Annotated in this window: 22 protein-coding genes; 15 read left to right on the top strand and 7 right to left on the bottom strand. The window is 66.6% G+C overall.

What is annotated here, in order from left to right; all coding sequences use genetic code 11:
• The first annotated feature begins 24 nt into the window (after nucleotides 1-24).
• From ACOQFS_RS10490 to coaD, 4 genes are all read left to right on the top strand, one after another.
• Nucleotides 25-1458 (top strand): M16 family metallopeptidase, encoded by a 1434-nt coding sequence (locus ACOQFS_RS10490; RefSeq protein ID WP_421562821.1) that lies wholly within the window; start codon nucleotides 25-27, stop codon nucleotides 1456-1458.
• 22 nt (nucleotides 1459-1480) lie between these two features.
• Nucleotides 1481-2839, top strand: coding sequence for a M16 family metallopeptidase (locus ACOQFS_RS10485; RefSeq protein ID WP_421562820.1), 1359 nt, complete (start codon nucleotides 1481-1483; stop codon nucleotides 2837-2839).
• Nucleotides 2836-3561, top strand: a complete 726-nt coding sequence (rsmD, locus tag ACOQFS_RS10480) for a 16S rRNA (guanine(966)-N(2))-methyltransferase RsmD (RefSeq protein WP_421562819.1) — start codon at nucleotides 2836-2838, stop codon at nucleotides 3559-3561. The genes ACOQFS_RS10485 and rsmD overlap by 4 nt, the downstream gene beginning before the upstream one ends.
• Nucleotides 3562-3713: 152 nt before the next feature.
• Nucleotides 3714-4214 (top strand): pantetheine-phosphate adenylyltransferase, encoded by a 501-nt coding sequence (coaD, locus tag ACOQFS_RS10475; protein WP_409826814.1) that lies wholly within the window; start codon nucleotides 3714-3716, stop codon nucleotides 4212-4214.
• A gap of 84 nt (nucleotides 4215-4298) precedes the next feature.
• On the opposite strand, the gene ACOQFS_RS10470 is transcribed toward coaD, so the two are convergent.
• Entirely contained in the window at nucleotides 4299-5270 is a 972-nt protein-coding gene (locus tag ACOQFS_RS10470; protein WP_421562818.1) for a LysR family transcriptional regulator, read from the bottom strand.
• Nucleotides 5271-5381: 111 nt separating this feature from the next.
• On the opposite strand from ACOQFS_RS10470, the gene lysA reads away from it, so the two are divergent.
• Both lysA and ACOQFS_RS10460 read left to right on the top strand, forming a co-directional pair.
• Nucleotides 5382-6623 carry a diaminopimelate decarboxylase gene (lysA, locus tag ACOQFS_RS10465; RefSeq protein WP_421562817.1) on the top strand — a complete coding sequence of 414 codons (1242 nt, stop codon included), beginning with the start codon at nucleotides 5382-5384 and terminating at the stop codon, nucleotides 6621-6623.
• A 98-nt stretch (nucleotides 6624-6721) separates the two neighbouring features.
• On the top strand, nucleotides 6722-6853 hold the full coding sequence (locus tag ACOQFS_RS10460) for a hypothetical protein (RefSeq protein ID WP_421562816.1): 132 nt from the start codon (nucleotides 6722-6724) through the stop codon (nucleotides 6851-6853).
• Nucleotides 6854-6983: 130 nt separating this feature from the next.
• Here ACOQFS_RS10460 and ACOQFS_RS10455 read toward each other — a convergent pair whose 3' ends face one another.
• From ACOQFS_RS10455 to ACOQFS_RS10440, 4 genes are all read right to left on the bottom strand, one after another.
• A complete protein-coding gene (locus tag ACOQFS_RS10455) occupies nucleotides 6984-8000 on the bottom strand; it encodes an NAD(P)H-dependent glycerol-3-phosphate dehydrogenase (RefSeq protein ID WP_421562815.1) in 1017 nt (338 codons plus the stop codon).
• Nucleotides 8001-8060: 60 nt separating this feature from the next.
• Nucleotides 8061-8519 carry a protein-export chaperone SecB gene (gene secB / locus ACOQFS_RS10450; protein WP_421562814.1) on the bottom strand — a complete coding sequence of 153 codons (459 nt, stop codon included), beginning with the start codon at nucleotides 8517-8519 and terminating at the stop codon, nucleotides 8061-8063.
• Nucleotides 8520-8792: 273 nt separating this feature from the next.
• Nucleotides 8793-9053, bottom strand: coding sequence for a glutaredoxin 3 (grxC, locus tag ACOQFS_RS10445; protein WP_421562813.1), 261 nt, complete (start codon nucleotides 9051-9053; stop codon nucleotides 8793-8795).
• 56 nt (nucleotides 9054-9109) lie between these two features.
• Nucleotides 9110-9517, bottom strand: coding sequence for a rhodanese-like domain-containing protein (locus tag ACOQFS_RS10440; protein WP_421562812.1), 408 nt, complete (start codon nucleotides 9515-9517; stop codon nucleotides 9110-9112).
• Nucleotides 9518-9580: 63 nt separating this feature from the next.
• Here ACOQFS_RS10440 and gpmA point away from each other — a divergent pair, with 63 nt between their 5' ends.
• The 4 genes from gpmA (at nucleotide 9581) to ACOQFS_RS10420 (ending at nucleotide 13338) form a co-directional block, all read left to right on the top strand.
• A complete protein-coding gene (gene gpmA / locus ACOQFS_RS10435) occupies nucleotides 9581-10324 on the top strand; it encodes a 2,3-diphosphoglycerate-dependent phosphoglycerate mutase (RefSeq protein ID WP_421562811.1) in 744 nt (247 codons plus the stop codon).
• A gap of 168 nt (nucleotides 10325-10492) precedes the next feature.
• Entirely contained in the window at nucleotides 10493-11929 is a 1437-nt protein-coding gene (locus ACOQFS_RS10430; RefSeq protein ID WP_421562810.1) for a S41 family peptidase, read from the top strand.
• Nucleotides 11930-12035: 106 nt separating this feature from the next.
• Entirely contained in the window at nucleotides 12036-12794 is a 759-nt protein-coding gene (locus tag ACOQFS_RS10425; RefSeq protein ID WP_421562809.1) for a HesA/MoeB/ThiF family protein, read from the top strand.
• Between the two features lie 115 nt (nucleotides 12795-12909).
• Complete coding sequence (locus ACOQFS_RS10420; protein ID WP_421562808.1) at nucleotides 12910-13338, top strand: response regulator; 429 nt, start codon at nucleotides 12910-12912, stop codon at nucleotides 13336-13338.
• A 106-nt stretch (nucleotides 13339-13444) separates the two neighbouring features.
• Here the strand turns inward: ACOQFS_RS10420 and ACOQFS_RS10415 are convergent, their stop codons facing one another.
• On the bottom strand, nucleotides 13445-14077 hold the full coding sequence (locus ACOQFS_RS10415) for a response regulator (RefSeq protein WP_409826793.1): 633 nt from the start codon (nucleotides 14075-14077) through the stop codon (nucleotides 13445-13447).
• A gap of 124 nt (nucleotides 14078-14201) precedes the next feature.
• On the opposite strand from ACOQFS_RS10415, the gene ACOQFS_RS10410 reads away from it, so the two are divergent.
• From ACOQFS_RS10410 to ACOQFS_RS10390, 5 genes are all read left to right on the top strand, one after another.
• Entirely contained in the window at nucleotides 14202-15608 is a 1407-nt protein-coding gene (locus tag ACOQFS_RS10410) for a CHASE3 domain-containing protein (RefSeq protein WP_421562807.1), read from the top strand.
• A gap of 304 nt (nucleotides 15609-15912) precedes the next feature.
• Nucleotides 15913-16077: a DUF1328 domain-containing protein gene (locus ACOQFS_RS10405; protein WP_409784907.1), complete on the top strand. Its 165-nt coding sequence runs from the start codon at nucleotides 15913-15915 to the stop codon at nucleotides 16075-16077.
• 70 nt (nucleotides 16078-16147) lie between these two features.
• Nucleotides 16148-16543 (top strand): hypothetical protein, encoded by a 396-nt coding sequence (locus ACOQFS_RS10400; protein ID WP_421562806.1) that lies wholly within the window; start codon nucleotides 16148-16150, stop codon nucleotides 16541-16543.
• Between the two features lie 152 nt (nucleotides 16544-16695).
• Nucleotides 16696-17016 carry a BON domain-containing protein gene (locus ACOQFS_RS10395; protein ID WP_421562805.1) on the top strand — a complete coding sequence of 107 codons (321 nt, stop codon included), beginning with the start codon at nucleotides 16696-16698 and terminating at the stop codon, nucleotides 17014-17016.
• A 126-nt stretch (nucleotides 17017-17142) separates the two neighbouring features.
• A complete protein-coding gene (locus ACOQFS_RS10390; protein WP_421562804.1) occupies nucleotides 17143-18504 on the top strand; it encodes a zinc-binding metallopeptidase family protein in 1362 nt (453 codons plus the stop codon).
• 79 nt (nucleotides 18505-18583) lie between these two features.
• Here the strand turns inward: ACOQFS_RS10390 and ACOQFS_RS10385 are convergent, their stop codons facing one another.
• Entirely contained in the window at nucleotides 18584-19549 is a 966-nt protein-coding gene (locus tag ACOQFS_RS10385; RefSeq protein WP_421562803.1) for a transglutaminase family protein, read from the bottom strand.
• Nucleotides 19550-19658: the final 109 nt, after the last annotated feature.

The following is a 19658-nucleotide window of genomic DNA, read 5'->3' as shown; positions in this document are numbered from 1 at the left end:
GGGTTCTTAGAATCACCCCATTCTATGAAACGCGCCCTCACCCTTCTGGCCCTGCTGGCCTGCATTTCGTCCGGGGGTGTCCTTGCGACCACCACGCCGGCTGTTCCCTCCATTGCTCCGCCCTCCGCCACCGCGTCCGGTGCGCAGCAGTTCACGCTCAAGAATGGCATGCAGCTCATCGTGCAGCCCGACCGGCGTGCGCCCACGGCGGTGCACATGGTGTGGGTGCGCGTGGGCTCCATGGACGAGGTGGACGGTGTGACCGGCGTGGCCCACGTGCTGGAGCACATGCTGTTCAAGGGCACCAAGACGCTGGCGCCGGGCGAGTTCTCGCGCCGCGTGGCGGCCCTGGGCGGGCGCGAAAACGCGTTCACCAGCCGCGACTACACGGGCTACTACCAGCAGATCCCGTCCAGCCGTCTGGAAGACGTGATGAAGCTCGAATCCGACCGCTTCGCCAACAGCCACTGGCCCGACGAAGAGTTCAAGAAAGAGATCGAGGTCGTCAAGGAAGAGCGCCGCCTGCGCACCGAAGACCAGCCCCGCGCCATGCTGGCCGAGCAGCTCTTTGCCACCACCTTCATTGCGTCGCCCTACCGCCGCCCCATCGTGGGCTGGATGAGCGACCTGGATGCGATGACGCCCGAAGACGTGCGCGCCTTCTACCGCCAGTGGTACACGCCCACCAATGCCGCCGTGGTGGTGGCCGGTGACGTGGACGTGGCCAGGGTGCGCGCGCTGGCCGAGAAGTACTACGGCAGCCTGCCCACCCACGCGCTGCCCGCGCGCAAGCCGCGCACCGAGCCTGAGCAAAAAGGCCTGCGCCGCATTGCCGTGAAGGCTCCGGCCGAGCAGGCCTATGTGGCCCTGGCCTTTCGCGCGCCCAGCCTGCAGCGCCTCGACAACCTCACCGATGCCGACCGCGACGCGCTGGCCCTGATGGTGCTGTCGGCCGTGTTCAACGGGTACGACGGCGCGCGGCTGGACCGAGCACTCACGCAAGGCGACAACCGCGTGGCCGACAGCGCCAGCAGTGGCGCGATGGTGACGGGGCGCGGCCCCAGCCTGTTCATGCTCAGCGGCGTGCCGGCGGCGGGCAAGACGGCCCAGCAGGTGGAAGACGCGCTGCGCGCCGAGGTGAGCCGCGTGGCAAAGGACGGCGTGAGCGAGGCCGAGCTGACCCGTGTGAAAACGCAGTGGATCGCCTCCACCGTGTACGAGCGCGACTCGGTGATGAGCCAGGCGCAGGAGCTGGGCGGCAACTGGATCCAGGGCTTCCCGCTCGACGCCAACGACCGCCTGCTGGCCCTGCTGCGCACCGTGACCCCCGCGCAGGTGCAGGCCGTGGCCGCCAAATATTTTGGTGACGACCAGCTCACCGTGGCCACGCTGCTGCCGCAGCCGCTGGACGCCCCACGCCCCCGCGCACAGCCCGCGCCCGGCGCGGCCCGCCACTGAATCCGTTTCGCGCAGTCAACCCATGATTACTCTTAAAAAGATAGCTGCTCGCGCTTTACTGGTAAGCGCTGGAGCCGTTTTTTATTCAAATTCTGCCTGGGCGTTGCTGCCCATCCAGCATTGGGTGGAGCCCAGCGGCGCCAAGGTCTATCTGGTCGAAAGCCCCGTCATCCCCATGGTGGACGTGCAGATCGACTTCGACGCCGGCACGCGCCGCGATCCGGCGGGCCAATCAGGCCTGGCCAGCGCCGTGGCCATGATGGCCAGCAAGGGCGTGAAGGCCGGGCGCGACGCGAGCCGCGAACCCGCACTGGACGAAAACGGCCTGGGCGAGGCCTGGGCCGACCTGGGCGCCAGCTTTGAGGCGGCTGCCGACAACGACGCACTGCACTACACGCTGCGCTCGCTCACCGACCCGCCGCTGCTCGATAAGGCCGCCCGCCTGGCCGCGCGCCAGATCGGCGAGCCCAGCTTTCCGGCCGACGTGTGGCCGCGCGACCGCGCCCGCTGGAGCGCCAGCATCAAGGAATCGCTGACCCGCCCCGCCACCGTGGCGGCCCACGCGTTCGCGTCCGCCGTGTACGGCAGCCACCCCTATGGCGTGCGCACCACCGAAGAGACGCTCGCCCGCATCAGCGTGTCCGACATGCAGGCCTTCCACACGGGGCACATCGCCGCCTGCCGCGCCAAGGTCAGCATCGTGGGCGCCGTGACGCGCGCGCAGGCGCAGACGCTGGTGGCCACGCTGCTGTCGCGCCTGCCCGCCAGCACGGGCTGCGCGCCGCTGCCGCCGGTGGGCGAGGTTGCGGCGCTGGCCGCGCCGGTCGAGCGCACCATCCCCTTCGCCTCGGCCCAGGCCCACGTGCTCATCGGCCAGCCCGGCTTTCAGCGCAAGGACCCGGACTTTCTCGCGCTGCTGGTGGGCAACCACATCCTGGGCGGCGGGGGTTTCGTGTCGCGCCTGACGAACGAGGTGCGCGAAAAGCGCGGCCTCTCGTACAGCGTCTACAGCTACTTTGCGGCCGGCCTGCACGCCGGCGCCTTCACCGTGGGCCTGCAGACGCGGCCCGATCAGGCGCGGGACGCCGTGCAGGTCTCGCGCGACGTGATCGCCCGCTATGTGGCCGAAGGCCCCACCGAGGCCGAGCTGCGCGCCGCCAAGGACAACCTCATCGGCGGCTTTGCGCTGCGCATCGACAGCAACAAGAAGCTGCTGGGCAACGTGGCCAACATCGCCTGGAACGACCTGCCGCTCGACTACCTGGACCAGTGGACGAAAAAGGTCGAGGCCCTCACCGTGGCCGACGTGCGCCGCGCCATGGCCGAGAAGCTGCAGCCGGGCCGCATGGTGACGGTGGTGGTGGGGGGCAAGCAGCCATGAGCCGCTCCAGCCTGCGGGGCAGCGCCATCACCGCCGAAATCCGCAAGGCCCAGGCGGCGGCCGCTGCGCCTCTGCCCGCATCGCCCAAACCAGGCGCCAATAGCAAAGCCGGCAAGACCGGCAAGGCCGGTGCGCCCGCAGCCGCCCCCCAGGGCGCGGGCGAAATCCGCATCATCGGCGGGCAATGGAAGCGCACGCGCCTGAAGGTGGCACACCGCCCCGGCCTGCGCCCCACGCCCGACCGCGTGCGCGAGACGCTCTTCAACTGGCTGGGCCAGGACCTGGCGGGCTGGCGATGCCTGGACGCCTTCGCAGGCACCGGCGCGCTGGGGCTGGAGGCGGCCTCGCGCGGCGCCGCGTCGGTGCTGCTGGTGGAAAGCGATGCCGCGCTGGTCGCGCAGCTGCAGGGCCTGCAGGCCAAGTTGCAGGCCGGCGCCGTGCGTGTGCAGCGTGGCGACGGCGTGGCCACCCTCCGGCAGGCCGCACCCGCCAGCCTGGACCTGGTGCTGATCGACCCGCCGTTCGACGGCGACCTGTTTGCCCCCGCCCTGCAGGCCGCCGCCCAGGCCGTGGCGGCTGAGGGCTTTGTCTACCTCGAAGCGCCTCGCGCCTGGTCCGACGAAGACCTGGCCGCCAGCGGCCTGGTGCTGCACCGGCACCTGAAGGCCGGGGCGGTGCATGCGCACCTGTTGCGGCGCGCGGCCGCAGCACCACCGCGCTGACGTGGCACGCCCGGGCGCGTGCCATGCGCCGGGTTCATGTTGCAGTGCACTGCATAATGCGCCCCACGCGGTCCGGGGGCGGCGCAGCGGGCCTGCCCGCAGTTGCCGCGCCCGGTCCAACGTCCATTCCGCCATAGAGGAGACAACCAGCCATGGCCCAGAACGTGCTTGCCGTGTACCCCGGAACCTTTGACCCGATCACCCTCGGGCATGAAGACGTGGTGCGCAGGGCCACCCAGTTGTTCGAACGTGTGATCGTGGCCGTGGCGGCGGGGCACCACAAGAAGACGCTGTTCAGTCTCGAAGAGCGCATCGACATGGTGCGCGAGGCGGTCAAGAACTATCCGCAGGTGCAGGTGGAGAGCTTTTCGGGCCTGCTGCGCGACTTTGTGGTGTCGCGCGGCGGCAAGGCCATGGTGCGGGGTCTGCGCGCCGTGACCGACTTTGACTACGAGTTCCAGCTGGCCGGCATGAACCGCAGCCTGATGCCCCAGGTGGAAACCGTGTTCCTCACCCCCAGCGACAAATACCAGTTCATCAGCAGCACCTTCGTGCGCGAGATCGCCGTGCTGGGCGGCGAGGTGACCAAGTTTGTGTCGCCCTCGGTGGAGGCGCGGCTGGCGGCCAAGGTGCGCAGCCTGACGCCGCCCTGAAGAAATATTGGTTAAATTGGCCTCTAGCGCTTGATGGGTAAGCGCTGACAGCTATCAAAATAGTAGTTCTCTGAGGGCGCAGCCTCAGTGCGGCGGGGCAAGTGCCCGCTCCACTTGGCGTGCAACTTCGGCTGCCTGCTCTCGCAAAGCCTCCAGCATGGGCGCAGCCTCCGGCAAGGCCGGGCGGTGCAGCGGCAGCAGGGCCGTCACGCTGAACGGGATGGAAAACGCAAGGCGCCGCAGCACCAGGCGCCCGCCCGCCGCAGCCGCAAGGGCGGTCACCGGGTTGACAATGGCCAGGCCCAGATCCTCTTCCACCATGGCGCACACGGCGGCGGCGCTGTGGGTTTCCACCCGCAGGGCGCGCGCCACGCTAGCCTCGGCAAACCGCGCGTCGATGATGCTGCGGTAGGGGTCGTCGGCCGACAGGCTGACGAAGGGCTGGTCTGCAAAGTCCGCCAGATCCAGCACCGGCCGGCCCGCGATCGGGTGGCGGGCTGGCAGCACGGCCACCTCGTCCAGCGTCAGCAGCACCTCGGCCCGCGTGCCCGGCGGGGCGGCGGCCTGTTCGCACAGGCCCAGGTCGTAGCGCTGGGCGCTCATCCACTCTTCCAGCAGCGGCGACTCCTGCGGCGTGATCGACAGGCGCGCGTGGGGGCTGGCCCGCACCAGCCGCGCCGCCGCGCCCGGCAGCAGCGTGTGCGCCAGCGCGGGCAGACACAGCACCGACAGCTGCACCGCGTCCGAGCGGCCCAGCGCCACGGCGCGGTCCACCACCCGCTCCAGCCCCTGCCACGAGCGCTGCACCTCGTCCCACAGCGCCAGTGCGCGGGCGTTGGGGCGCAGGCGGCCCTGCACGCGCTCGAACAGCGCGTAGCCCAGCAGCGTTTCCAGTCGCGCCAGCTCGCGGCTGACGGTGGGCTGCGAGCTGTGCAGCAGGTCGGCTGCGCCGGTGGCGCTGCCCGCCGTCATCACGGCGCGGAAGACCTCGATATGGCGGTGGGTGATGCGGTGGCTGATGCGGTGGGCCAGGGGCGAGTCGGTCGGTTCAGTCATCGGCAAAGCATATCCATATTGAATGGACGATGTAAATCAAAGCATTCGACTGAATAGTGGCGGACGGGCATCATGCGTGCGTCGTTCCCTTTCCGCTTCGGAGCTTTGTGCATGTCCAACCCCTTTTCCCCCGCCCAGCTGTGGGCCCTGGCCGATCAGTTCGGCACCCCGCTGTGGGTGTATGACGCGGCCACCATCCGCCAGCGCATTGCGCAGCTGTCCAATTTTGAGACCATCCGCTTTGCGCAGAAGGCCTGCTCCAACATCCATATCCTCAAGCTCATGCGCGAAGAGGGCGTGAAGGTGGATGCGGTGTCGCGAGGCGAGATCCTGCGTGCTCTGGCCGCAGGTTACGTGGCAGGTGGCGAACCTTCGGAAATCGTCTTCACCGCCGACCTGTTTGACGCCGCCACGCTCGACTGCGTGGTGGAGCACGGCGTGCCCGTGAATGCTGGCTCCATCGACATGCTGCTCCAGCTGGGCGAGCGTTCGCCCGGCCATGCGGTGTGGCTGCGCATCAACCCCGGCTTTGGCCACGGCCACAGCAACAAGACCAACACGGGCGGCGAGCACAGCAAGCACGGCATCTGGCACACCGACCTGCCTGCGGCGCTGGCCGCGATTGCGCAGCACGGCCTGAAGCTGGCGGGCCTGCACATGCACATCGGCTCGGGCGTGGACTACAGCCACCTGCAGGAAGTGTGCGGCGCCATGGTCAACCTGGTGCGCACGGCCCACGCGGCAGGGCATGACCTGCACGCCATCTCGGCCGGTGGTGGCCTGTCCATCCCTTACCGCAGCGGCGACCCGGTGGTGGACACGCAGCACTACCACGGCCTGTGGGACGCGGCGCGCCAGCAGGCCGAGGCCATCGTGGGCCACAAGCTGGGCCTGGAGATCGAACCGGGCCGTTTTCTGGTGGCCGAATCGGGCGTGCTGCTGGGCGAGGTGCGCGCCACCAAAAATGCGGGCAACAACCACTTTGTGCTGGTCGACACGGGCTTCAACGAACTCATGCGCCCGTCCATGTACGGCAGCTACCACGCCATGAGCGTGCTGCGCCGCGACGGCGCTGCGGTGCCGGAAAAAGCCAGCGTGGTGGCGGGCCCGCTGTGCGAGTCGGGCGACGTGTTCACCCAGGGCGACGGCGGCGTGGTGCTGCCGCGCGATCTGCCGGCCGCGCAGGTGGGCGACCTGCTGGTGATCCATGACACGGGCGCGTACGGCGCCAGCATGTCCTCCAACTACAACACGCGGCCCCTGGTGGCCGAGGTGCTGGTGGACGGCGGCCAGGCCCGCCTGATCCGCCGCCGACAGACGGTGGACGAGCTGCTGGCGCTGGAACAGGTCTGAACGCAGCGGCGTCAGGGCGCACGGGCGCCGCGCCGACATGTGGTAGGCACGGGACTACGGGCGCGCGCAGCGCCGGCGCACACGGTGGCGGAGGGGGCATGGATAAGGTGGAGCCACTTGTTCCTCAACCCTTCCATCCTTTTCAGGAGATCACCATGCCCATCATCTTGTGGCTTCTCGGCGTCCCCCTCTCTGTGGTTCTGTTGCTCATGCTGTTCGGCGTGCTTTGACCCGCCGCGCAGTGGCGGTCACCGAAGCCGGTCCGCCGGTCTTCCCACCGCCCAGGGCACCCGTTGGTTCGGGTGCCCTTTCTTTTTTTGATCTCGCGGCGCAGCGGCCCCGGCGCGGGGTCGCTGGCGGCTACAGCAGTTCGGAAGCCGGGCCCCGCCCCATGAGCTGGGCCACGGCCTGCGGTGGAGACAGTGCGCCGTCCAGCAAGGCCACCACCGCGCGGGTGATGGGCATGTCCACCCCCAGCGTTGCGGCGCGTTGGGCCACGGTGCGGGCGCTGTACACGCCTTCGGCCACATGGCCGAGCGATTGAACAGCCTGCTGCAGCATCTGCCCCTCGGCCAGCAGCAAGCCCACGCGCCGGTTGCGCGACAGGTCGCCCGTGGCCGTGAGCACCAGGTCGCCCAGGCCCGACAGGCCCATGAAGGTGTCGGGGCGCGCACCCAGCGCCACGCCCAGCCGGGTCATCTCGGCCAGGCCGCGTGTGATGAGCGCGGCGCGCGCGTTAAGCCCCAGCGCGAGCCCGTCGCACAGGCCCGTGGCGATGGCCAGCACGTTCTTCACCGCGCCGCCCACCTCCACGCCCACGATGTCCTCGTTGGCATAGACGCGTACGCTGGGGCTGTGGAAGGCGCGGACCAAGGCATCGCGCACGGCCGCATGCGGGCTGGCGGCCACCAGCGCGGTGGGCTGGCCCGTGGCGACTTCCTGCGCAAAGCTGGGGCCGCTGAACACGCCTGCTATCAAATCAGGAGCTGTCAGCGCTTGCACCTCATGCGCCAGCAGCCCAAAAGTATGTGTACTTGCGCCCGGTTGCACCGCCTCGAACCCCTTGCACAGCCAGGCCACGGGCGCGCGGCACCCTGCCAGCGCCTGCAGCATGCTGCGCAGGGCCGCCATGGGCGTTGCCACGATGACCAGGTCGGCACCGGGCAACAGGGCGCGGAAGTCGCCATCGGCTACGGCAAGAGAAGGGGGGAAGGCCAGGCCCGGCAGATAGCGGGCGTTCTGCGCCTGGGCGCGCATGCCGTCTACCTGGGCTGCGTCGCGCGCCCACAGGGTGACGGCGTGCCCGGCAGGATGCCAGGCTGCGCTCATGGCCAGCGCGGTGCCCCAGGCACCGGCACCCAATACTATGATTTTCATAGCTGCTTGCGCTTATGCATCAAGCGCTAGAGGCCCAAAAGGCCTCAAACCGCTGGAAACTTATTGCGTGATGATGGGCGAAGCTTGGCCGGCCGCTGCCGCTTGCTGCTGCTCGTACATGCCCTGGAAGTTGATTTCTGCCAGGTGCACGGGCGGGAAGCCGGCGCGGTTGATCACGTCGGCCACGTTGCCGCGCAGGTAGGGGTACACGATCTGGGGGCAGGCGATGCCCATGATGGGGCCCATCTGGTCTTCGGGCACGTTGCGGATCTCGAAGATGCCGGCCTGCTTGGCTTCGACCAGGAACACGGTCTTGTCCTTGATCTTGGTCTGCACCGTGGCCGTCACAGCCACTTCAAAAATGCCTTCGGCCACGGGAGTGGCTTCCACGCCCAGCTGGATGTCCACGCTGGGCTGCTCTTGTTCGAGCAGGATGGCGGGGGAGTTGGGCTGCTCCAGCGACATGTCCTTGAGGTAGACGCGCTGGATCTGGAACACGGGGTTTTCTTGGTCGGCCATGGTTGAAAAGTCTCTTTGCTCTTGGAAATTGCTAGCAAAACAAAACCCGCCGGGGGTAGGGCGACGGTGAACCAATCTCTCGCGTGCCGCGCATCCCTGGTTGGGGCGGTCTGCTGCGTTGCAAATGCTTGCAATAGCTCCGGCTATTGCTGCGCTTTGCGCCTTGCATTCCATCCCGAATCAGGGCGCGCACCATCGCGAAGACCTGTTCATCGCCGCCCAGCTCCCACAGCGGGCACATGGGGCTGCATTATGCAGCGCCCAAAGATAGGGTCAGGCTGCGCCCAGCAGGGGCATCAGCTCGCCACGGCTGTCCAGCGCCACCAGGTCGTCGTGGCCGCCCACATGGGTGTCGCCGATGTAGATCTGCGGCACCGTACGGCGGCCGGTGATCTCCATCATGTGGCTGCGCGCGGCGGGGTCCATGTCGATGCGGATCTCCTCGATCTGCTCCACGCCCTTCGATTTGAGGATCTGCTTGGCCCGGATGCAGTAGGGGCAGACGGCGGTGGTGTACATCTTGACGGCTTGCATGACGGGGTCCTTCCTGACGCGAATGGGTGGGGATGACTCAGGCAGTTGGGGGCGGTTTACGCTTTTTCCACTGGCAGGCTGGCTTCGCGCCATGCCTTGAGGCCGCCGGCCATCGCTTGGGCCTTTTCGTAGCCCAGCTTTTTGGCAATGCCCACCGCACGGTTTGCGCGGGCGCCGCTGGCGCACACCAGGATCACCGGCACGGCCTTGTTCTTCACCACCGACGGCAGACGCTCTTCCAGCTGGCCCAGCGGCACGTTCTTGGCGCCGCCCACATGGCCGGCGGCAAATTCCTCGGTCTCGCAGACGTCGATGACGACGGCCTTTTCGCGATTGATGAGCTGCACGGCCCCGGCGGGCGAGAGCGAACCGCCACTGGCGTTCTTGAGCACAGGCCACAGCAGCATGCTGCCCGAGGCCAGCGCCACCGTGAACAGATACCAGTTGTCGATAATGAATTTCACAAAGATTCCTTGGGTTGGCGAACCGCGTAATTTTAGAATGCCTGATTTTGCCCCCGCCCTGCCATGTACAAACTTGTCCTGATCCGCCACGGCGAATCCACCTGGAACCTTGAAAACCGCTTCACCGGCTGGACCGATGTCGATCTGACACCCACGGGCGTCGCGCAGGCCATGTCGGCGGGCAAGCTGCTGAAGGCCGAGGGCTACGCGTTCGACCTGGCCTTCACCAGCGTGCTCAAGCGCGCCATCCGCACCCTGTGGTACACGCTCGATGAAATGGACTGCACCTGGCTGCCCGTGGTGAAGGACTGGCGCCTGAATGAGCGCCACTATGGCGCGCTGCAGGGCCTGAACAAGGCCGACATGGCCAAGCAGTACGGCGACGAGCAGGTGCTGGTCTGGCGCCGCAGCTACGACACCCCCCCGCCGGCGCTGGAAGCCACCGACCCCCGCAGCGAGCGCTGCGACCGCCGCTACGCCGGCCTGCCCGAAGGCAGCGTGCCGCTGACCGAATGCCTGAAAGACACCGTGGCGCGCGTGCTGCCCTTCTGGAACGAGGCCATGGCGCCCGCCATCCGTTCGGGCCAGCGTGTGGTGGTGGCCGCCCACGGCAACTCCATCCGCGCCATGGTGAAGTACCTCGACGGCATTTCCGACTCGGACATCGTCGGCCTGAACATTCCCAACGGTATTCCACTGGTATACGAGCTGGACGCGGACCTCAAGCCGATCCGCCACTACTATCTGGGCGACGCAGAGGCTGCGGCCAAGGCCGCCGCCGCCGTGGCGTCGCAGGGCAAGGCGTAAAGCGCGCGTAAAGGCGGGCAAAACCCCTCATATCACTCCGCAGAAGTGAGCGCCCGCGCGGAACTGCGGCGGGCGCGGCCGTTCCAAGTGACTGTCCGCCCTGATGTTTGTACGCAGGCGGCGCGGGGCCTGCGGGTGTATATTGATTGAAGCGGGAAAAGGTGTTGTATGGGGCACAAACTCAAAATTGCGGGGTGGGTATCCGTGGGCGTGGTCGCCGGCGCGCTGACCACGGTGTCGTTGCAGACGGTGGCACGCGGCGCGATGACGCCCCTGCCGCTCGAAGAAATCCAGCAGCTGTCCGCGGTTTTCGGCCTGGTCAAGACGGACTACGTCGAGCCGGTCGATGACAAGAAGCTCATCACCGACGCCATCACCGGCATGGTGGCCAGCCTGGACCCGCACTCCCAGTATTTCGACAAGAAGTCCTTCAAGGAATTCCGGGAAGGCACCTCGGGCCGTTTTGTCGGCGTCGGCATCGAGATCACGCAGGAAGACGGCCTGATCAAGATCGTTTCCCCCATCGAAGGCTCGCCCGCTTTCCGTGCCGGCCTCAAGACCAATGACCTGATCACCAAGATCGACGAGACCGCCGTGAAGGGCCTGGCGCTGAATGACGCCGTCAAGCGCATGCGTGGCGAACCCAATACCAAGGTCACGCTCACCATTTTCCGCAAGGACGAAAACCGGTCGTTCCCGGTCACGATCACGCGCGAGGAGATCAAGACGCAGTCCGTGAAGGGCAAGGTGGTGGAGCCCGGCTACGCCTGGATCCGGCTCTCGCAGTTCCAGGAGCGCACGGTGGATGATTTCGTGCGCAAGGTGGAAGAGGTCTATAAGCAGGAGCCCAACCTCAAGGGGCTGGTGCTGGACCTGCGCAATGACCCGGGTGGCCTTCTGGACGCTGCCGTGGCCATCTCTGCGGCCTTCCTGCCTGAAAATGTGACCGTCGTTTCCACCAACGGCCAGTTGGCCGACAGCAAGGCCACCTACAAGGCCTCGCCCGACTTTTATCAGCGCCGCGGCGGCGGCGACCCGCTGCGCCGACTGCCGGCTGCACTCAAGTCGGTGCCCCTGGTGGTTCTGGTGAATGAAGGTTCGGCATCGGCCAGCGAGATCGTGGCCGGTGCGCTGCAGGACCACAAGCGCGCGACCATCATGGGCAGCCAGACCTTCGGCAAGGGTTCGGTGCAGACCGTCCGTCCGCTCGGCCCGGATACCGGCATCAAGCTGACCACGGCGCGTTATTACACCCCGAGCGGCAAGTCCATCCAGGCCAAGGGCATCGTGCCCGACGTGATGATCGACGAGTCGGAAGAAGGCAACTTGTTCGCCGCGCTGCGCATGCGCGAGGCGGATCTTGAAAAGCACCTGGGCAGCGGCCAGGGCGAAGAGAAGAAGGACGAAGCCCGCGAGAAGGCGCGCGAGGAAGCGCGCAAGCGCCTGGAGGAGGAGTCGAAGAAGCCCTCCGCTGACCGCAAGATGCCCGAGTTCGGATCGGACAAGGATTTCCAGCTCATCCAGGCGCTCAACCAGCTCAAGGGCCGCCCGGTGCTCATCAGCAAGACCCAGACCGAACGCAAGGAAGAAAAGAAAGAGAATTGAGCGGTTCGCGCATTCGCTGACAAACCGGCCGGACTTCCATCGAGTCCGGCCTTTTTTTCGCGCCTCCTTGGCAGCCTTGTCATTTTTCTGATTCCATTCGCACGCCATGACCGATGACCAGCTTCTGCGGTATTCACGCCATATCCTGCTGGACGAGGTGGGCATCGAAGGGCAGGAGCGCGCGCTGTCGTCCCATGCGCTGGTCATCGGCGCGGGCGGCCTGGGCTCTCCGGTGGCCCTGTACCTGGCTTCGGCCGGCGTGGGCCGCGTCACGCTGGTGGACGACGACGCGGTGGACCTCACCAACCTCCAGCGCCAGATTGCGCACACCACCGCGCGCGTGGGAATGCCCAAAGTGCAGTCGGCCGCTCAGGCCATGCGCGCCATCAACCCGGAGGTGCAGGTGACCGCGTTGCAGACCCGGGTGAATGCCGCCGCGCTGGAGGGGCTCGTGCCGTCGGCCACGGTGGTGCTGGACTGCAGCGACAACTATGCCACGCGCCACGCCATCAACGCGGCGTGTGTGCGGCACGCGGTGCCCCTGGTGGCGGGCGCGGTCATCCGGTTTGATGGGCAGATCACCGTGGTGGACCCGCGCAGCGCGCTGTCACCTTGCTATGCCTGCGTGTTTCCGCCCGACGCCGAGTTTGAAGAGGTGCGCTGCTCCACCATGGGAGTGTTCGCACCGCTGGTGGGGGTGGTGGGCTCGGTGCAGGCCGCAGAAGCGCTCAAGATCATGATGGGCATCGCGGCACCATCGCTCGCCGGCAGGCTGTTGATGCTCGATGGCCGTTCGATGGAGTGGAGCACCATGCACCTTCAGCGCTCTCCTCACTGCAGCGTGTGCGGCGGCACAGGCGGGTAGGAGTTTTCCTACGGGTCCAGCCTGAGACCGCTGGCAGAATTGCGCGCGGCGAATATCTAAATTCAGGGTTCGAACCATGCACCGTCTGCACGGTTTGCCCACTGTGGATCTGTCTGTGAAATTGCGCACCTACATCGTTGAAGACAACGCAACCATCCGCGAAAACCTGATCGGTACGCTGGAAGAACTGGCGTCGGTAGAGGCGGTAGGCGTCGCCGAGACGGAAGACGATGGCAAGGAGTGGCTGGGATCGCATGGCGACCAGTGGGATCTCGCCATCGTGGACCTTTTTCTTCGGCAGGGCAGTGGTCTGGGCGTGCTGGCCGCGTGCCGCTCTCGCCGGCCGGGTCAGAAGATGGTGGTGCTCAGCAACTACGCCACCCCGGACGTCCGCATGCGCTGCGCCCAGTTGGGGGTGGATGCGGTGTTCGACAAATCCAATGAAATTGATGCGCTGGTGGACTTTTGCATCCAGCACAGTGCCGACGCTGCCGTGATGGAATCGGCAGGCAGCTCCCTGTCGGCCGCTGGCCCCAACACCTGAAACCACTCCGACCTTCCCCGATGGGGTTGGGGGTTCCATGAAGCTGCCCTCGCACGCCGGCCTGCCCCGGCCTCGTGCCGAGACCGGAGCGGGGCAGAAATTCCTGTCAGTCGATCAGGCGGTTCTTGAGCGCGTAGTAGGTCAGGTCGCTGTTGGAAGACAGGCTCATCTTCTCCATCAGCCGCGTGCGGTAGGTGCTCACCGTCTTCACACTGAGCGACAGGGACTTCGCGATGTCCCCCGCGGTTTCACCCTTGGCCAGCTTGAGGAACACCTGGAACTCGCGTTCCGACAGCTGCTCGTGCGGTGGCGCATCGTCCTTGCGGTTCAATTGCTGGGCCAGCAGTTCCGCCACGGCGGGCGTGAGATAACGGCGGCCCAGCGCGATGGTGCGTATCGCCTCCACAATCTCGGCGGGATCGCACTCCTTGTTCAGATAACCGCTCGCGCCCTGGCGGATCAGGTTGATCGCGTAGTGTTCTTCAGGGTATCCGCTCAGGATGAGGATGCCCATGTCGGGTGCCTTGGCGCGCAGCATGGCCAGTGCATCCAGACCGCTCTGGCCGGGCATGGACAGGTCCATCACCAGCACATCGATTTCCTTGTTGCGCACCAGGTCAATGGCTTCACGACCGTTGCCTGCTTCGCCTTCCACACGCAGGTCCACATGCTCCGACAGGAACTGCCGCAGCCCGGAACGAACAATCGCGTGGTCATCCACAATGCCAATCTTGATCATTGATCTTTCTTTCAGGGGGAGCGGCGAGGCCGCTCCGGTGCATGATGATTTTTTACGAGGGTTGGCATGGCCATCCTTTGTCGACGCCGCTGCCAGTTGATCGGACATTATCCAGAATATGCGTATGAACCTCAAAGAAAACACGCGACGCTGGTTGCCCAAGGTCCGCAAGATGGCGCTCAGCCTGCCCATGGCACTGCTGGCTGCCTTGGTGCTGGTGGGGATCAACGAGACGGGGCACCGGCGGTCCCAGGGCGCGGTGGAGCTCATGTCGCACGGACAGAACACCCGCAGCGCTGTCAACACGCTGCTGCAAAGCATGCTGGATGCCGAAACCGGACAGCGGGGCTATCTGCTCACCGGTGACGAGTCGTATCTGGAGCCCTACAACAAGGCCGTGAGCACGGTGCAAACCAATCTGGATCGCCTGCGCGTGCAGTTCATGACATCCCCGGAGGACATGCAGGAATTCGCATTCCTGTCCCGGCAAATTTCGCGCAAGCTGGCTGAGATGGAGCTGAGCCTGCGCCTGCGCCGCCAGGGCAATGAGGACGCCTGGAAATTTATCCTGCACACCGATGTGGGCAAGGAGCACATGCAGGCCATCCGCAAGCATGCTCTGGAGCTGACGGCGCGCAGCGATCTGCGCGTGGAGCAGGGCAAGGCGCAGATCGAGCAATCGCTCATGCTGTCGCGCATCGGGATCGCCACCGTCACGGCCATCGGGCTGCTCGCGTTTTACATGTACCTGCGCCAGGCACAGGCGGTTCAAGCAGTCAGCCACCGCGAGCAGGAGATGCTGGAGCGCGAGCGTGACCGGCTGGAAGGCCTGGTGCGCAAGCGCACGGCCACGCTGACGGAGCTGGCGACGCACTTGCAGGACGTGCGCGAGGAGGAGCGGGGCCATTTGGCACGCGAGCTGCACGATGAACTGGGAGCGCTGCTCACCGCCGCAAAGCTCGATGTGGCGCGGCTCAAGTCCAAGATCGACGATGCGTCCACACCCGATGTGGGCGAGCGCCTGAAGCACCTGACGGAAACGCTGAACAGCGGCATCGCCCTCAAGCGCCGCATCATCGAGGACCTGCGACCCTCGTCGCTGGCCAATCTCGGGCTGACGGCCGCGCTTGAAATTCTGTCGCGGGAGTTTGCAGAGCGCGCGGGCATCGTTGTGGAAACCAGCCTCGAATCCGTGAAGCTGCGCGACGCCCTGCAACTCACCGTGTACCGCATCGTGCAAGAGGCGCTCACCAACATCGGCAAATACGCCCAGGCCACGCGGGTGCTCGTGTCCGTGCATGCCTATCCCACCCATGTGGCGGTGCAGGTGCGCGACAACGGCGTGGGTTTTGACCCCGCATCGGTGCAGCCGACCTCCCACGGCCTCTCGGGCATGCGCCACCGGGTGGAGGCGGCCGGGGGGCGCCTGGCGCTGACTTCCCGCCCCGGCCACGGCACCCTGGTGTCTGCCGTGCTGCCCTTGCAGCGCGGCGAGAGCGAGCTTCCCAAGATCGCAGCGCAGGTGGACTGACTCCCCCCAACCGCGCCCAGGCACGGCCCGGTGGGCTGCCGGGCACGCCGCTGTTCCTGGACGGATTCGGTGGCACGCTGCGCCAACGTGGGCCCTGCACGCTGTGCGCGTCCGCCCGCGTGCTTGGTACCAGCCCACTGCAGGTGGGCACTGTCCTACGAGGGTGGCGCAATGCTGCCGACACAGCGGCGCGCCAGCTACCGGCATTCGCCGATCCGTGCCTTGCCTACAGTCATCTCCAGGCGTTGAACTTCTCTCGCCACCCAATCAGCCCGCAACGCGGCCCCGATAGAAGGAGATGGAAATGTTGCATTACGCAGTGGTTTTTCTGGTGATCGCGCTGATCGCAGCCTTGTTCGGCTTTGGTGGCATTGCTGCCGGCGCCGTGGGCATCGCCAAGATCCTGTTCTTTGTGTTCGTGATCATGGCCGTGGTGACCTTTGTGCTGGGGCTCCTGAAGCGGCGCTGACACCGTCGAGCTCGTTCAACGACGGCGCCAAGCGCCGATTCTTTCAATCTGCATTCACAGGAGTACTGCCATGACCGTTCAGACTGCCACTGAAAAGGCTGCAACCACCGCCCGCCACATTACTGACGACGTGCTGCAAAGCGCCGAAGACGCTGTGAAGTCCACCCGCAAGGCTGCCAACACCACGCTGGACCGCGCGGAAGAGGGCGTGCGCACGCTGCGCAGCCACACGGACCCTGCCATCGACGACCTGGCCGCACGGGCCCAGGACCTGGCTACCCGTGGCATCGACTACTGTGCCGAAGCCAGCGCCCGCGCCCGCCGCCAGGTCATGGAGGCCGCCGATGCCACAGGCAAGTATGTCGCCGAGCAGCCCGGCAAGTCTCTGGTCATTGCCGCGGCTTCGGGCGCGCTCCTGGCCACGCTGGTGATGTGGGCCTCGCGCCGCCACCACGCCACCTATTGACCACCTATTGACCGTGTATTGAACGGTTTCAGCAGGCCGCATAAATGGCTTGATTTCCTGATCCGCCGGTCGGGAGGGTGCAACAGACCGGCAGATTTTGATGCCCCAGCACCCGCGTTTACATCCATTCCATTGAACAGAAGGACAACATCATGAAACAACACGTTCGTGCTCTCGCTTTTGCCGCACTGGCCGGCGCCACCATCATCACTGCCACGGGTTGCTCGGTCGCCCGTGAGCAGCAGACCGTGGGCGCCTACGTGGACGACGCGGGCATCACCACCGCGATCAAGGCCAAGATGGCTGAAGACCGCAGCGTGTCGGCCACCTCGATCAGCGTGGAAACACTGAACGGCACGGTGCAGCTGTCGGGCTTTGCGAAGTCGCAAGCCGAGAAAAACCAGGCCGAGACCATCGCGCGCAACACCAAGAATGTTCGCGAAGTGCGCAACAGCATTGTTGTGCGTCCCTGAGCATCGGTACGATTATTTCCGGCCCCGGGTGGGCCAGATTTGTAAAACAAAGGCAGACTGGGGGCCCGCTCCTTGTCTGCCTTTTGTTGTCTGCGGCACCGCTCACCCTCAACATTCTCAAGAACCATGCGCATCTTCAATTGCGACCATTGTGGTCACCTGGTTTTTTTTGACAGTGTGAAGTGCCTGAACTGTGGGCATGCGCTGGCGTTTCTGCCCGATGCGCTCACCATGGCGGCACTGGCTCCGGTGTCGGCGCCGTCAGTGGCAGGCGCCGAGAGCGTGCCCCCTGGTGACCCTTCCCATCCGGCGAGCGACCCGGACAGTGAAGCTCCGGAAGCGGAGGCCCCCGCAATGTTGTGGCGGCGCGTGGGGCCAAAGGATGCGCTCGCAGGTGACCCGACGCCCGGTGTGTCGTCTGCGCCGCCCGGGCGCTTGTACCGCATGTGCCACAACCACACCCAGTACCAAGCCTGCAATTTTGCAATTCCCGCCGATGAGCCCGATGTGCTGTGTGCGTCGTGCCGCCAGACGCGCATCCTGCCGGACCTGTCCGAGCCCGCCAACATGGGCCGGTGGATGAAGATCGAAGCTGCCAAGCGGCGGCTCTTCTACACGCTGGCGCGCCTGGGCCTGGAGCCCGTGCCCGGGCGCAGCGGCCCGGTGTTCGAGTTTCTTGCAGAGCTGCCTGGCGGCCCGCCGGTGCTCACCGGCCACAACGAAGGCACCATCACCCTCAACGTGGCCGAGGCCGATGACGACGAGCGCGCGCGCCGCCGCATTGCGCTGCGCGAGCCTTACCGCACCCTCATCGGGCACCTGCGCCACGAGTCGGGGCATTTCTACTGGGACCAGCTGGTGCGCGACGGCGACCGCCTGGACGATTTCCGCCAGGTGTTTGGTGACGAGTGCGAGGACTATGCGGCCGCCCTGGAGGCCCACTACGCCAAAGGGCCCGACAACGGCGAATGGGCGCAGCACCATGTCAGCGCCTATGCCGCCGCCCACCCCTGGGAAGACTGGGCCGAAACCTGGGCGCACTACCTGCACATGATCGACCTGCTGGAAACCGCCGCGAGCTACGCCACGGAGGTCACGGTGCCCGGTGTGTTCGGTCCCCAGCGCAGCGCCGCCGTAGACCCGTTCTCGCAGCCGCAGCCGGATTTCGACACCCTGATGCAAAACCTGGTGCCCATGACGCTTTTGCTCAACAGCCTCACGCGCAGCCTGGGTCAGGAAGACGCCTACCCTTTCGCCCTGATCGGCGAGGCGCCCGCCAAGCTGCGCTTCGTGCACGACCTGGTTCGCGGCGCCGCGAGCCGCCCTGCCACTGCGGCGCCTTCGGCAGTGTCACCCGATCCGGCCGCACCGGCCGCTCCGGCCGCTGCTGCCGCCGCGCTGCCAGATGCCATCGTGCCGTCCGCGCCTGCCGGCAAGGAAGCCGGCAAGAAGAGAAGCAGCCGAAAAGTGGTGACGGACCCGCGTTGAGGGTGCCCCGCATGACCCTCGCGAGTGGGTGGCGATCGTGCGGGCCGCCCGAGGCCGCGCTGCCTCGGACTTCAGGGAGCTATGCAGGCCATCCTTCGAGGTCGCCTGCGTATCCGTCGCTGGGCGTGGCGCCCTGTGCCGGAGTTGCCGCCGGCTCCACCGTCACGGCCACCTGCAGCACATGGTTGTCGCCCCCATGGATCACTCCGCGCAGGGGTGAGACATCGGAAAAGTCCCGTCCGATGGCCAGCGTCACATAGTCTTCGCCCGCAAACCGGTCGTTGGTCGGGTCCAGGTCAAACCATTGCGGCCCATCGCCGTCGCCCCCGCCGTCACTCCCGGGCGATGGCGACCACACGGATACCCAGGCATGCGATGCGTCTGCGCCCACCAGGCGCGGCTGGCCCGGCGGGGGCTCCGTGAGCAAATAGCCGCTCACATAGCGGGCCGCAAGGCCCATGCTGCGCAGGCAGCCGATCAGCACATGCGCGAAGTCCTGGCAGACGCCGCGGCGCAGCCGCAGGGACTCCAGCGCGGGCGTGCCTGCGTCGGTCAGGTGGGGCGAATAGGCGAAATCGGCATGGATGCGGGCCGTGAGCTCGCGCGCCACGTCCAGCAACGGCCGGCCCGGCGTGAAGCTCGCGCGCGCGTAGTCGATGAAATCGCCGTGCCGTGGCACATAGGGCGAGGCAAAAGCGAACTCCGATGCCGGGTGGTACGCCATGCCGCGCCGGTAGATAAGCCGCTCGCGCACCGCTTCCCAGGGCATGCCAGCGGCAGCGACCGGGGCAGGCGCGGTGTCCAGCAGGGTCTGCGCGCGCACGCGCAGGTGTTCGTGCGTGAACGGCAACAAGAGAAACACCCGGCTGTTGCCGAAAACGTCCTGCGCGGTCACGCATTGCGAAGGGCGCGGCTCCACCTGCAGCGTGTGCGCCAGCACCCGCTGCCCTCCCTCCGATCGGGGCCGCAGGTGCGCCAGATGCTGCGCGTTCTGCACCGCCGGGCTGTACTGGTACACCGTTTCATGGATGACGCGCAGTCTCATGGCGTTCTCCGCCTGATTCTCGGAGGCGGCGTGGAGGGCGCGCGCGCCCCCTTCGCAGGCAGCCGAGCAAGGGCCGCCCCGCAGCGAGGGCTGCGTCCCCCTTCCCGAA

It is taken from the genome of Paracidovorax sp. MALMAid1276 (assembly GCF_049198005.1).
Classification (GTDB): Bacteria; Pseudomonadota; Gammaproteobacteria; order Burkholderiales; family Burkholderiaceae_C; genus Acidovorax.
Note: the sequence above shows the minus strand (reverse complement) of the source record. Positions and strands in the feature narration are given on the sequence as shown.

Coding starts and splice junctions, on each gene's coding strand:
- ACOQFS_RS10430 (WP_421562810.1), top strand. CDS start 10,493: ATGGGGCACAAACTCAAAATTGCGGGGTGGGTATCCGTGGGCGTGGTC.
- ACOQFS_RS10390 (WP_421562804.1), top strand. CDS start 17,143: ATGCGCATCTTCAATTGCGACCATTGTGGTCACCTGGTTTTTTTTGAC.
- ACOQFS_RS10455 (WP_421562815.1), bottom strand. CDS start 8,000: ATGAAAATCATAGTATTGGGTGCCGGTGCCTGGGGCACCGCGCTGGCC.
- coaD (WP_409826814.1), top strand. CDS start 3,714: ATGGCCCAGAACGTGCTTGCCGTGTACCCCGGAACCTTTGACCCGATC.
- ACOQFS_RS10460 (WP_421562816.1), top strand. CDS start 6,722: ATGGATAAGGTGGAGCCACTTGTTCCTCAACCCTTCCATCCTTTTCAG.
- ACOQFS_RS10485 (WP_421562820.1), top strand. CDS start 1,481: ATGATTACTCTTAAAAAGATAGCTGCTCGCGCTTTACTGGTAAGCGCT.
- ACOQFS_RS10415 (WP_409826793.1), bottom strand. CDS start 14,077: ATGATCAAGATTGGCATTGTGGATGACCACGCGATTGTTCGTTCCGGG.
- grxC (WP_421562813.1), bottom strand. CDS start 9,053: ATGCAAGCCGTCAAGATGTACACCACCGCCGTCTGCCCCTACTGCATC.
- ACOQFS_RS10410 (WP_421562807.1), top strand. CDS start 14,202: ATGAACCTCAAAGAAAACACGCGACGCTGGTTGCCCAAGGTCCGCAAG.
- rsmD (WP_421562819.1), top strand. CDS start 2,836: ATGAGCCGCTCCAGCCTGCGGGGCAGCGCCATCACCGCCGAAATCCGC.
- secB (WP_421562814.1), bottom strand. CDS start 8,519: ATGGCCGACCAAGAAAACCCCGTGTTCCAGATCCAGCGCGTCTACCTC.
- ACOQFS_RS10395 (WP_421562805.1), top strand. CDS start 16,696: ATGAAACAACACGTTCGTGCTCTCGCTTTTGCCGCACTGGCCGGCGCC.
- ACOQFS_RS10425 (WP_421562809.1), top strand. CDS start 12,036: ATGACCGATGACCAGCTTCTGCGGTATTCACGCCATATCCTGCTGGAC.
- ACOQFS_RS10405 (WP_409784907.1), top strand. CDS start 15,913: ATGTTGCATTACGCAGTGGTTTTTCTGGTGATCGCGCTGATCGCAGCC.
- gpmA (WP_421562811.1), top strand. CDS start 9,581: ATGTACAAACTTGTCCTGATCCGCCACGGCGAATCCACCTGGAACCTT.
- lysA (WP_421562817.1), top strand. CDS start 5,382: ATGTCCAACCCCTTTTCCCCCGCCCAGCTGTGGGCCCTGGCCGATCAG.
- ACOQFS_RS10470 (WP_421562818.1), bottom strand. CDS start 5,270: ATGACTGAACCGACCGACTCGCCCCTGGCCCACCGCATCAGCCACCGC.
- ACOQFS_RS10400 (WP_421562806.1), top strand. CDS start 16,148: ATGACCGTTCAGACTGCCACTGAAAAGGCTGCAACCACCGCCCGCCAC.
- ACOQFS_RS10490 (WP_421562821.1), top strand. CDS start 25: ATGAAACGCGCCCTCACCCTTCTGGCCCTGCTGGCCTGCATTTCGTCC.
- ACOQFS_RS10385 (WP_421562803.1), bottom strand. CDS start 19,549: ATGAGACTGCGCGTCATCCATGAAACGGTGTACCAGTACAGCCCGGCG.